Source organism: Kitasatospora sp. NPDC058492 (genome assembly GCF_042720685.1).
Classification (GTDB): Bacteria; Actinomycetota; Actinomycetes; order Streptomycetales; family Streptomycetaceae; genus Kitasatospora.
The window spans coordinates 130406-142323 of sequence record NZ_JBHXMU010000016.1 but is presented as its reverse complement, the minus strand read 5'-3'; the positions used below and the strand labels follow the sequence as shown (position 1 = coordinate 142323).

At 72.5% G+C, this 11918-nt stretch carries 10 protein-coding genes and 1 pseudogene; 5 read left to right on the top strand and 6 right to left on the bottom strand.

The features are described from left to right. A pseudogene (locus ACFWPI_RS13580) lies at positions 1 to 184 on the top strand (IS5/IS1182 family transposase); the annotation flags it as partial. A gap of 46 nt (positions 185 to 230) precedes the next feature. On the opposite strand, the gene ACFWPI_RS13575 reads toward ACFWPI_RS13580, so the two are convergent. Together ACFWPI_RS13575 and ACFWPI_RS13570 are read right to left on the bottom strand one after the other, a co-directional pair. After that, positions 231 to 635, bottom strand: coding sequence for a type II toxin-antitoxin system VapC family toxin (locus ACFWPI_RS13575; RefSeq protein ID WP_380380826.1), 405 nt, complete (start codon positions 633 to 635; stop codon positions 231 to 233). Further along, on the bottom strand, positions 632 to 913 hold the full coding sequence (locus ACFWPI_RS13570) for a type II toxin-antitoxin system Phd/YefM family antitoxin (protein ID WP_380380824.1): 282 nt from the start codon (positions 911 to 913) through the stop codon (positions 632 to 634). The genes ACFWPI_RS13575 and ACFWPI_RS13570 overlap by 4 nt, the downstream gene beginning before the upstream one ends. A gap of 178 nt (positions 914 to 1091) precedes the next feature. Between ACFWPI_RS13570 and pta the strand changes: the two genes are divergently transcribed. The 3 genes from pta to pyk all read left to right on the top strand — a co-directional run bounded on the left by pta (position 1092) and on the right by pyk (position 6055). Next, on the top strand, positions 1092 to 3245 hold the full coding sequence (gene pta, locus ACFWPI_RS13565; RefSeq protein ID WP_380380822.1) for a phosphate acetyltransferase: 2154 nt from the start codon (positions 1092 to 1094) through the stop codon (positions 3243 to 3245). Positions 3246 to 3318: 73 nt separating this feature from the next. Further along, positions 3319 to 4533, top strand: coding sequence for an acetate kinase (locus tag ACFWPI_RS13560; protein ID WP_380380820.1), 1215 nt, complete (start codon positions 3319 to 3321; stop codon positions 4531 to 4533). Positions 4534 to 4627: 94 nt separating this feature from the next. Next, complete coding sequence (gene pyk / locus ACFWPI_RS13555) at positions 4628 to 6055, top strand: pyruvate kinase (RefSeq protein WP_063347766.1); 1428 nt, start codon at positions 4628 to 4630, stop codon at positions 6053 to 6055. Positions 6056 to 6180: 125 nt separating this feature from the next. Here pyk and ACFWPI_RS13550 read toward each other — a convergent pair whose 3' ends face one another. The 4 genes from ACFWPI_RS13550 to ACFWPI_RS13535 form a co-directional block, all read right to left on the bottom strand. After that, complete coding sequence (locus ACFWPI_RS13550) at positions 6181 to 7668, bottom strand: hypothetical protein (protein WP_380424794.1); 1488 nt, start codon at positions 7666 to 7668, stop codon at positions 6181 to 6183. Next, a complete protein-coding gene (locus ACFWPI_RS13545) occupies positions 7665 to 8306 on the bottom strand; it encodes a DUF6114 domain-containing protein (RefSeq protein WP_380379181.1) in 642 nt (213 codons plus the stop codon). The genes ACFWPI_RS13550 and ACFWPI_RS13545 overlap by 4 nt, the downstream gene beginning before the upstream one ends. Before the next feature lie 132 nt (positions 8307 to 8438). Further along, positions 8439 to 9101 carry a DUF6230 family protein gene (locus tag ACFWPI_RS13540; protein ID WP_063347768.1) on the bottom strand — a complete coding sequence of 221 codons (663 nt, stop codon included), beginning with the start codon at positions 9099 to 9101 and terminating at the stop codon, positions 8439 to 8441. Positions 9102 to 9820: 719 nt separating this feature from the next. Further along, the gene (locus ACFWPI_RS13535) at positions 9821 to 10813 is read right to left on the bottom strand and encodes a tetratricopeptide repeat protein (RefSeq protein WP_380379178.1); all 993 of its coding nucleotides are present in this window, start codon (positions 10811 to 10813) and stop codon (positions 9821 to 9823) included. Between the two features lie 494 nt (positions 10814 to 11307). Here ACFWPI_RS13535 and ACFWPI_RS13530 point away from each other — a divergent pair, with 494 nt between their 5' ends. Then, the gene (locus ACFWPI_RS13530) at positions 11308 to 11868 is read left to right on the top strand and encodes a TetR/AcrR family transcriptional regulator (RefSeq protein ID WP_380379183.1); all 561 of its coding nucleotides are present in this window, start codon (positions 11308 to 11310) and stop codon (positions 11866 to 11868) included. The last annotated feature ends 50 nt before the right edge of the window (positions 11869 to 11918 follow it).

The window sequence follows — 11918 nt, the reverse complement described above, 5'->3', positions numbered from 1 at the left end:
CGTGGAGCAGACCTTCGGGATCATGTCCCGGTATCGACGGCTTCACCGCGACTATGAGGAACTGCCGGACCGGTCACGCTCGATGATCCAGTGGGCCATGGTGAACTCCATGACCAACCGCCTGACAGCCAGCCCGGACAGAACCGGGCAATACCTCCGCCCGAAACCCCTCGCGGCAGCCTAAATCGGTATCGAACACCCTCTGAGGGCCTGCCCGGCCGGGCAGGCCCTCAGCTCGGTGCCGACACCGGGAAGCCGAGGTCCTCCGCGGCCCTGCCCAGCTCGCGGTCGTAGGTGATGAACTCGGTCAGCTCCGTGCGGAACGGGTCCGCGCTGGCCAGGTGCAACGCGTCCAGCGAGCCGAGGCGCGGAGTGCGGTAGGAGAGCGCCCGGGCGAGCACCGCGCTGCTGAGGTCGACCTGGTGGCTGCCCCGGAGCGCCTGGTCCACGTAGTAGGGGACCTGCTGGTGGGCCAGGCCCGCGCGGAGCAGGGTGCGGGCGATCTCCAGCCGGGCCAGCGCGCTGGTGATCAGCTCGGTCCCGGCGGGCAGCGCCTGCCGCCACGCCCGCAGTGCGGCCGTCTCCGGCTCCGGCTTGATGCACTTCAGCAGCGCGCAGGAGTCGAGGTAGATCAACGGTTCCGCTCCCGTTCGCGGTCTTCCACCAGCAGGTCCGAGAGGCTGCTGATGTCCGGCAGCAGGTCGAGGGCCAGCTCGGGCATGCCCTCCTCGGCGGGCGGGGTGACCTCGCCGGCCGCGATCATGCGTTCGAGGGTCGTCGCCGGGGGTTCCTCCGGCACCAGTCTCAGCACGGGCCGCCCGCGGTCGGTGACGACGATCGTCGCGCCGGCCCGGACCCGCGCGACCGCCTTGGACGGGTTCTGGTTGAGCTCACGCAGTCCCATGGTCTCCATGCCTTCCAATGTAACTACATCATGTAGGTACATCAAGGGCGGGCCGCGGCGCAAACCCCGAGCCCAGGACGTTCAGCCCTTGCCCCCGCCGGGCCGCTCTGCTCGCGGACGCCCGTTCGTGGTGCGAAGGTATGGTCGATATGGCCATATTCCGAGACGACGGGACGGAGACACCCACGTGGCGCGCAGCGTGTACGTGACCGGTATCGACCGGGGGGACGGCCGGCAGGCGGTCGAACTCGGGGTCATGGAACTGCTCACCCGCCAGGTGGACCGGGTCGGGGTGTTCCGGCCGCTGGTGCACGCGCACGCGGGGGCGCCTGCCGGCCGCCAGGCCGTGGGCGAGCCGGGCTCGGACCACGTGGTGGAGCTGCTGCGCGGCCGGTACCGGATCGACCTGCCGAGTTCCGAGCTGTACGGGCTCAGCTACGAGGAGGCCGCCGCGCTGCAGGCCGCCCGCGGGCAGGACGAGCTGGTCTCCACCCTGGTCGACCGCTTCCGCGCGCTGGAGCGGCGCTGCCAGGCGGTGCTGGTGCTCGGCACCGACTTCGCCGACACCAACATCCCGGACGAACTGGCCTTCAACGCCCGGCTGGCCAACGAGTTCGGCGCCGCCGTGCTGCCGGTGGTCGGCGGGCACGCCGAGGACCCGGAGGCCGTCATCGCCGAGGTCCGCAACGCCCACCGGGCGTTCACCGACCTGGGCTGCGAGACCCTGGCGATGATCGCCAACCGGGTCACCCCGGGTGCCAAGCAGCGGATCCAGCGCAAGCTCACCGAGAAGCTGCCGATCCCCGCCTACGTCATCCCGGAGGAGCCGGCGCTGGCCGCGCCGACCGTCGCCCAGCTGGTCGAGACGACCGGCGCCGAGGTCCTGCTCGGGGACGCCGCCGGCCTGGCCCGGGACGTCCGCGGCTTCGTCTTCGGCGGCGCCATGCTGCCCACCTTCCTGGACGCCCTGACCGAGGGCGCCCTGGTCGTCACCCCCGGGGACCGCGCCGACCTGGTGATCGGCTCGCTGGCCGCGCACGCCGCCGGCGCCCCGCCGATCGCCGGCGTGCTGCTGACGCTCGGCCAGCACCCCGGCCCGAACGTGATGGCGCTGGCCGCCCGGCTCGCCCCCGGCACCCCGGTCGCGGTCGTCCCGGAGGGCAGCTGGCCGACCGCCGCGACCCTCACCCACCTGGAGGGCAAGCTCACCGCGGCCAGTCCGCGGAAGGCCGAGATCGCCCTCGGACTGTTCGAACTGCACGTCGACACGGCCGAGTTGACCAACCTGATCGAGGTCGGCCGGTCCGAACGCGTCACCCCGATGATGTTCGAGCACGAGCTGCTGGAGCGGGCCCGGGCGAGCCGGCGGCACGTCGTCCTGCCGGAGGGCACCGAGGAGCGGGTGCTGCGCGCGGCCGAGATCCTGCTGCGCCGCAACATCTGCGACCTCACCCTGCTCGGCGAGGCCGACGCGGTGCGCCGCAAGGCCGCGGGCCTCGGCATCGACCTCCCGCAGGAACAGCCGGGCGGCGACCGCGCCCAGGTCCGGATCGTCGACCCGACCACCAGCCCGCTGCGCCGCCAGTTCGCCGAGCTGTACGCCCGGCTGCGCGCCCACAAGGGGATGACCGTCGAGCTGGCGCTGGACGTGGTCACCGACGTCTCGTACTTCGGCACCCTGATGGTCCAGGAGGGCATCGCGGACGGCATGGTCTCCGGCGCGGTGCACTCCACCGCCGCGACCATCCGGCCTGCCTTCGAGGTGATCAAGACCTCGCCGGGCGCGGCCATCGTGTCGAGCGTCTTCTTCATGTGCCTGGCCGACAAGGTGCTGGTGTACGGCGACTGCGCGGTCAACCCCGACCCGGACGCCCAGCAGCTGGCCGACATCGCGATCCAGTCCGCCGCCACCGCCGCCCAGTTCGGGGTGGAGCCGCGGGTCGCGATGCTCTCGTACTCGACCGGCACCTCCGGCTCCGGCGCGGACGTCGACAAGGTCCGCAAGGCCACCGAGCTGGTCCGCGAGCTGCGGCCGGACATCCTGGTCGAGGGCCCGATCCAGTACGACGCGGCGGTGGACGCCCACGTCGCGGCCACCAAGCTGCCGGGCTCCGCGGTGGCGGGCCGGGCGACCGTGCTGATCTTCCCGGACCTCAACACCGGCAACAACACCTACAAGGCGGTCCAGCGCTCGGCGGGCGCGGTTGCGGTCGGCCCCGTCCTCCAGGGCCTGCGCAAGCCCGTCAACGACCTCTCGCGCGGCGCGCTGGTCCAGGACATCGTCAACACCGTCGCGATCACCGCCATCCAGGCCCAGGACGAGAAGGAGCCGAAGGCATGAGTGGGCGCAGCGAGCGAATCATCAAGAGGTGCGCGTTTCGCGAAGCGACCGCCGAGCGCAGCGAGGTGGCCGCATGAGCGATGGAACGCGCGTTCTCGTGCTGAACGCCGGCTCCTCGTCGGTGAAGTACCAGCTGATCGACATGCTGGACGGTGCCCGGCTGGCCTCCGGCCTGGTGGAGCGGATCGGCGAGCCCGGCGGGCGGCTGGTGCACACCCCGCACGCGGGCGGGCCGCGCGAGCTGCCGCAGCTCTTCCCGGACCACTCCGCCGCCCTGAAGGCCGTCGCCGAGGAGCTGGCCGCCGACGGCCTCGGACTGGACTCCCCCGAGCTGGCCGCGATCGGCCACCGGGTGGTGCACGGCGGCAAGCGGTTCACCGAGCCGACCGTGGTCACCGACGACGTGCTCAAGGAGATCCGCCGGCTGATCCCGGTCGCGCCGCTGCACAACCCGGCCAACATCACCGGCATCGAGGTGGCCCGCGCGCTGCGCCCGGACCTCCCCCAGGTGGCCGTCTTCGACACCGCCTTCCACGCCTCGATGCCGGAGTTCTCGGCCCGGTACGCGATCGACAAGGCCGTGGCCGACGAGCACCGGGTACGCCGCTACGGCTTCCACGGCACCTCGCACCAGTACGTCTCGCGGGCCACCGCCCGGCTGCTCGGCAAGGACCCGGCCGAGGTGAACGTGATCGTGCTGCACCTGGGCAACGGCGCCTCCGCCTCGGCGGTCGCCGGCGGTCGCTGCCTGGACACCTCGATGGGCCTGACCCCGCTGGAGGGCCTGGTCATGGGCACCCGTTCGGGCGACATCGACGCCGGTGTGGTGTTCCACCTGCACCGGGTGGGCGGGCTGTCGATCGACGAGATCGACGACCTGCTCAACCGCCGCAGCGGTCTGCGCGGCCTGTGCGGCGACAACGACATGCGCGAGATCATGCGCCGGGCCGAGGCCGGGGACGCCGACGCGAAGCTCGCCTTCGACGCGTACATCCACCGGCTGCGCAAGTACATCGGCGGCTACTACGCCGTACTCGGCCGGGTGGACGCGATCGCGTTCACCGCGGGCGTCGGGGAGAACGCGGCGCCGGTGCGCGCGGCGGCCACCGCCGGGCTGGACGAACTGGGCATCGCGGTCGACCCCGAGCTGAACTCGGTGCGCTCCGGCGAGGCCCGGATCATCTCGCCCGCGTACGCCCGGGTGGCGGTCGCCGTGGTGCCCACCGACGAGGAACTGGAGATCGCCCGACAGGCCTTCGCCCTGGTCCACCGGCCGTCCGGGGACTGACTGGACGCCGTCTCGCCCCTCGGGATCCTTCGTTGGCGATTCCTCACGATTCGTGCCGAATGCACCTATAACACGAACGGATAGACTGATCCATATGCGCCGAGCGAAAATTGTCTGCACCCTGGGTCCGGCGACGGACTCCTACGAACAGCTGAAGGCCATCGTCGAGGCGGGCATGAACGTCGCCCGACTGAACATGAGCCACGGCAACCACGCGGACCACGAGGAGCGGTACCGCAAGGTCCGCCAGGTCTCGGAGGACACCGGCAAGGCCATCGGCGTCCTGGCCGACCTCCAGGGTCCCAAGATCCGTCTGGCGACCTTCGCCAACGGCCCGGTGACCGTCGACAACGGCGACGAGTTCACCATCACCACCGAGGACGTCCCCGGTGACCAGCACATCTGCGGCACCACCTACAAGGGCCTGCCCGGCGACGTCAAGCCCGGCGACCCGATCCTGATCAACGACGGCGTCATCGCCCTGGAGGTCGTCAGCGTCGACGGCCCGCGGGTGAAGACCGTGGTGATCGAGGGCGGCGTGCTCTCGAACAACAAGGGCATCAACCTGCCCGGCGCGGCCGTGAACGTGCCCGCCCTGTCCGAGAAGGACAAGGACGACCTGCGCTTCTCGCTGCGCCTGGGCGTCGACATGGTCGCCCTGTCCTTCGTCCGCAACGCGGACGACGTCAAGGACGTCCACGAGGTCATGGACGAGGTCGGCATCCGCGTGCCGGTCATCGCCAAGATCGAGAAGCCGCAGGCCGTCGAGGCCATGGAGGAGATCGTCCTCGCCTTCGACGCCATCATGGTCGCCCGCGGCGACCTGGCCGTCGAGTACCCGCTGGAGCGGGTGCCGCTGGTCCAGAAGCAGCTGATCACGCTGGCCCGCCGCAACGCCAAGCCCGTCATCGTCGCCACCCAGATGATGGAGTCGATGATCCACGCCTCGCGCCCCACCCGCGCCGAGGTCTCCGACGTCGCCAACGCCATCCTGGACGGCACCGACGCGGTCATGCTGTCCGCCGAGTCGAGCGTCGGCAAGTACCCGATCGAGACCGTCCGCACCATGAGCCGGATCGCCGAGAGGGCCGAGGAGGAGCTGCTGTCCCAGGGCCTCCAGCCGCTCAACCCGGGCCGCAAGCCGCGCACCCAGGGCGGCTCGATCGCCCGCGCCGCGTGCGAGCTGGGCGACTTCCTGAACGGCCAGGCGCTGGTCGCGTTCACCAAGTCCGGTGACACCGCCCGCCGCCTGTCCCGCTACCGTTCGCCGATCCCGGTGATCGCGTTCACCCCGGACGTCGCCACCCGCAACCAGCTCTCGCTGAGCTGGGGCGTCGAGGCGCACGTCACCGAGCAGGTCGGGTCCACCGACGCGATGGTCGCCCAGGTCGACCGCGAGCTGCTCAGCATGGGCCAGCTCGCCGAGGGCGCGACCGTCATCGTCACCGCCGGCTCGCCCCCCGGCATCCCCGGCAACACCAACATGGTCCAGGTGCACCACCTGGGCACCCGGGGCGAGTAACACCCCCGTGGCACCGACGCCCGTGGGGCGGTCCTCCGGTGGAGGGCCGCCCCACGGGCGTTCTCGCGACGTCGCCGCCGCCGTGGCGCGACTGCCGGTCGCCTACTCGTCGCCGTACGGCGCGTCTACTTGTCGCTGTACGGCGCGTCGTCGTTGAACAGGCGCATGCCGGGGATGGTCAGCGTGCCGCCGAACTGGCCGGCCTGCTTGGCGGTGACCCCGGTCAGCTCCAGGTCCAGCGGGATCGGGATCGAGCCGATCAGGTCGTACAGCCAGCGCGGCAGGGTGTCCGGGGTGAGCGTGATCTCGCCCAGGTCGATCGGGATCGGCAGGCCGAGCACCTTGGAGAGGTGGCCGGACAACCGCTCCACGTACATCGTGACCGGGCCCTTGCGCATGGTCGAGGTCGAGCCGGGGGCGCCCTTCACGTGGAAGGTCTTGCCGTTGCCCTGCAACGTCGACATGTCGAGGTTGTCGATGTCGACGGTGTCCACCACGAACTTCAGCACCCGCTTGGTGCCGGTCGGGGTCCGCACGTCGTAGACGCCGTGGAAGGCCGCGCCGTGCAGCGCCAGCCGGCTGGTCGCCAGCGTCCAGTTCTGCTGCGGGACGACGTCCCCGGTGGCGGGCGCGCCGGCGGTCAGGCCGCTGGCGTCCACCGCGCAGTCGGGGTTGGCGCTCGGCGAGGACGACGGGGTGTCGGTGGCGGCCCCGGACGGGGTGGCGGGGGCCGTCTTCGGGCTCGCCTTGCCGCTCGGCTTCCCCGTGGTGGCGCCGGCCGGGCCACCGGCGGCGGGGGCCGTCGCGGCGGGCGAGGCCTGGTCGCCCGCCGGGGTCTGCTCGCCGCCGCTGCCGGCGGCGGGCGGCGGGGTGCCGGGCTGCGCGTCGGCCGGGGCCCCGGCCGTCGGGGCCTGCGGCTGGGCCGGCGTCCCGGCGCGCGGGGCCGGGGCGGCCGGCGCGGGGGCCTGGGTGGTGGTCGGCGCGGGGGCCTGGGTGGTGGTCGGCGCGGGGGTGCCGGTCGACTTGGCGCTCGGCGTCGGGCTCGGTGAACCACCCGGGTCCAGCAGGTGGTTGACGCCGCCCAGGACGTCGTCGATCAGCCCGGCCCGGTGGACCGTGTCCGAACCGCCGGTGGCGGCGGAGCGGGCGGCCGGCGGAGTGGTCGCCGGGGTGGTGGCCGCGCCGGTCGGGGCGCCGGTCGGCGTCGCGTCGGCGCTCGGCGTACCGGCCGGCGCGGAGGGCTGCTGGGTGGGCGTGGTGGTCGGCGTCTGGGTGGGGATCGCGCTCGGCCCCGTCGAGGGCCCCGTCGAAGGCGCTGTGGAAGGCACCGTCGAGGGCGCCGTGGACGGACCGGGCGGTGGCTCGGGCAGCTCGCTCTTGGGGACGGGCGTCTCCAGCGGCGCGACGTCCGGCACGGTGGCGGGCGCGGTACCGCAGGGCTTGCCCGCCGTGGACTCGGCGACGGCCGGGTTGGGGGTGTACGCGGCGGCCATCAGCAGCGCCGTCGGCACCGCGGCCATCGCCAGCGCGCGACCTCTCAGCCGGACCCGGACGGGTGTGCGCGGCGCTGCGTGTCGACCGGCGCGCTGCGGTTGGTCCTCCGACGCGCTCACCGCGCCTCCTTCGGGTCCACGGCGACGGCCTGCTCGTTCGACGCGGCCTGTGCGGGCAGCTTCGCGGTGGGCGCTTCGGCGGCCGCGGGCTCGGTGGCGACGCTCTCGGCGACGACCGCGGTCTCGGCGACAGCAGCCTCGGAGGCAGGGGTTTCGGAGGCGAGGGCCTCAGGAGCAGGGGCCTCGGTGGCGACGCTCGCGGCGACGGCGGTCTCGGCCGCCTTCGGCTCCGGCAGCGGCGCCCAGGACGCCATCAGGCCGCCGCCGATCAGACCCGGCAGCAGCGCCAGGCCGAACCCGGCCAGGTTGGAGACCGGGATCGAGACCAGCGTCAGCAGGGTGGTGGCGACTCCCGCGAAGACCCGCACGGTCGGTTGGAACCACGCGGTCAGCCCGAGCACGATCAGCAGCACGCCGATGATCAGCGATCCGGCGCCCGCCGTGGTGGCCATGGCCACCGTCATGCCGCCCAACGAGAGCTTGGCGTACGGGAAGTACATGATCGGGACGCCGGCGATCATGGCCAGCAGGCCGCCGTAGTACGGCCGCGTCCGACGGAAGGTACGGAACACCCGGCGCAGCCACTGGACGGGGTTCTCGTGCTCGGCGGGCCGGAATGAGGCAAGGGCGCTGGACACGGTGCAGCTCCTCGATGGTGTGAACGAGGGATGGACGAGACACGGGATCCGGCGACGGCGCACGCGCCGCCACCGGTCCCTCAGGTGCCGTCGGGGCGGCGGACCGGGCCCGGTCCGCCGCCCGTCAACGGCCTAGTAGCACTCGCCGGTGCCGTCGGTGTGCAGCGCGAGCTTCAGGCCGGGGAGCTTGAAGGTGCCGGCCGAGGTGGCCCAGGCGGTCTGCTGCACGTTGTACAGGTCGGCCTTGTCGGCGGCCTGGGCGAAGCCGGTCGCGCCGGACGGCAGGCCGCCGAGCTTGGACTTCCAGCCCTGGGTGGCCTCTCCCTTGAGGGTCGAGGCGTCCTGGCCGATGTTGATGTTGGTGAACTCGGCGTCCGCGTTCAGCTGGTCGAGGTCGATCAGCAGGTTCTTGGCGTAGACCTGCTTCTTGACGTCGTCGCTGTTGCCCGCCTCCAGGCGAAGGACGATCTTGGGCAGCTTCCACGGCAGGCCGGGGATGACGTTGGGGTCGGTCACCACCGACTGGCAGAGGCCCTTGATGGTGGCCTCGTCGAAGGCCGAGACGGCGACCGGGTGCGGAGTGCCGTTCACCTCGGCGTCGATCGAGCCGAACTGGGCGAAGTTCTTGCCGTGCAGCTCCGGCGTGGTGACCTTGAAGCTCTGGCCGGAGACGCTGAACGAAGCCGCCAGCGCGTTGTTGGCCATGGCGGCGCCGACCATCGCGGTGGCCGCGATGCTCGGCACCATCACCAGGGCGAAGCGCTTCCAGCGGGTCTTGCCGTAGGTCTGGGACATGCGAGTCCTCCTTCTAGGACGTACATCTCCGGCTCCCCGGCGGCGCGCCCGCGCCGGTGGGGGACTGGGATGGGAGAGAGCTACGTCCTCGGTAGCGGAGAGCGCCTTGGGCGTCGTCGGACGCGGGAGCGGCCGGCACACAGCGGCACTCCCGTCCCTCCACCGGCCGTCCTTGCGGGGCGGCGGGCAGGACCGACGACATCGGCGATCACCCCCGAGCGACAACCAGCGACCGCGCAGGGCCGCGCGGCCGGTCGAAGGACAGGAACCGCCGTGGGACCGCGGATACCCCCCTGCCCTCCCTACCGCCGACCGGGGCCGGCGGATCACCCGGTGGGGATCCCGCGCTCCACGTGGCCGACCGGATCGGAGGGTGTGGAGTCAGGGACCGGGCGTCGCCGATCGTGCTCGAATCCCGGGCGAAGCACAAGAGGTTCCTTACTGACGGGTAATGCAACAGCCGACAGCGTTGATCATGAAATCGGCGCGGCATGCACCGTGCGTGACGCCTTGAAGGAAACGTGACGAAGAAATCCGCCGGAAACACGAACGAAACACCCGCGGACAGTCACCAAGTGTGACTGTCCACGGGTGTTGTCAAGATTTGGTAAACCTCTGTCCGGTTGACCGGATTGTCGCCAAATCACCCGGCGACACCGCAGGTCATCCGCCGTGCCAAGGCCCGCCCGGGACCAGCCGGGCCCGGACCGGAGGCAGCGTCAGAACAGCACGCGCGCCAGCGCGGTGCGAGCCGCGGTGACCCGCGGGTCCTCCGTGCCGATCACCTCGAACAGCTCCAGCAGGCGCAGCCGGGCGGCGTCCCGGTCCTCACCGGCGGTCCGGCCGACGGTGTCCACCAGCCGGCCGAAGGCGTCCTCGACGTGACCGCCCACCAGGTCCAGGTCGGCCGCCCGCAGCTGGGCCTCGACGTCCTTCGGGTCGGCCGCGGCCGCGGCGCGGACGGCCTGCGGGTCCACGCTCTCGATCCGCTGCAGCAGTTCGGCCTGGGCGAGGCCCAGCCTGGCCTCGGTGTTGCCCGGCTGGTCGGCCAGCACGTTGCGGTAGGCCTGGACGGCGCCGCCCAGGTCGCCGCTGTCCAGCGCGTCGTGCGCGGCGGCCAGGGCCGGGTCCTCCGGCCGCTGCGGGGCGGCGTCCGGCGCCTCGCCCGGAGCCCCGGCGCCGCCGACCACGCCGAAGCGCTGCTCGGCGACCAGGATCAGCTGGTCCAGCACCTTGCGGACGTTGGCCGCGCTCTCGGCACCCTGGAACAGCGGCACCAACTGGCCGGCCACCACGGCCATCACGGCCGGGATGCCCTGGATGCCGAACTGCTGGGAGATCAGCGGGTTGGCGTCCACGTCGATCTTGGCGAGCACGAACCGGCCGGCGTACTCCTCGGCCAGGCCCTCCAGGATCGGGCTGAGCTGCTTGCAGGGGCCGCACCACTCGGCCCAGAAGTCGATGACGACCGGCACTTCGGTGGAGCGCTGGACGACCTCGGACTCGAAGGTGTCCTCGGTGACGTCGATGACGAGCGCGTAGGCGGACTGCTCGGGGGCGACTCCGGCCGCTTCGTCGGCGGCCGCCTGGCGGGCCCGCTCGACCCGGGCCTGCTCGGCCTTCTGGGCAGCCTCGCCGGCTGCCTTCACTGCGGCGAGGTCGACCGCACCGCGCAGGGCGGAGCTGTTGAGACGCGAATTCCGTGGCTGCATGGCACCATCCTCCCCCGTCCGCGCCGCCTGCGGGCAACCAACCTCGGGAAAGTCGCCCCGCGCGGGCCGCGCGGCGCGGATTCCCGGGCGCGGTGGCCCTCCCCCGGTAGCCTGAACCGTTCGGCGCGGATCCCCACCCGCGCCCGCGCCGCCCCGTCCCACGGGTGCGGCGCCTGGTTGTCACTGCTTTCGCTACGAGTCGTAGCGTAACTGGAGCCGGGGTCCCGGCCGCAAGCCCCACCGGCGGTTCCGCGACGTGACCTGCCCCACTTTCCGGGGCGGCCCGGCTGCCCGAACGGGCGAACAGCCGCTACCGTTACCAGCCCCACCCATGTTACTCACCAGTAGAGCGCAAGGAGGCCCGGTTGCCGGCCCCCCAGCCCCCCGCGAACCCGGACGTCACGGGCCCGGAGACCGCGGACGGCCCCGCCCCCTCGGCGGGTGCCACGACCAGGGCCAAGGGGCGCCCGCGCAGTGCCGCCGCCGACCGCGCCATCCTCGACGCCACCCGCGAGGCCCTCGCCGAACTCGGCTGGGGCGGGCTGACCATGGGCCACGTCGCGACCCGCGCCAAGGTCGCCAAGACCACCCTCTACCGCCGCTGGCCGTCCAAGAACGAACTCGTGGTGGACGCCGTCGCCAGCCTCTTCGACGACCTGGTGATGCCCGACCTCGGCAGCCTGCGGGCCGACATCGAGGCGGTGGTCGCCCAGTTCGCCGACCTGCTGGCCCGCCCCGAGACCCAGGCCGCGCTGCTCGCGCTGTTCGCCGAGGGCACCCGCGACCCGCACCTGCGCCGCCGGATCCGGGAGGCCATCGTCGACCCGCAGAAGCGCCTGGTCCGGCAGGGCCGGGCGGCCGCCCAGGTGCGCGGCGAACTCGCCCCGGACGCCGACCCGCGGACGGCCCGCGAGGAGATCGACATCATCTTCGACACCATCGCCGGGACGGTCGAGCACCGCGTCCTGGTCAGCGGCGAGCCGATCACCGCCGACTGGACCCGCCGCTTCACCAACCTGCTGCTCGGCCCCTTCCCCAGCCTGCTGGGCGACTGAGCGCATGGCGAAGCCGCCCCGCACGAAGAAGCTCCGTACGGGGCGGCCCA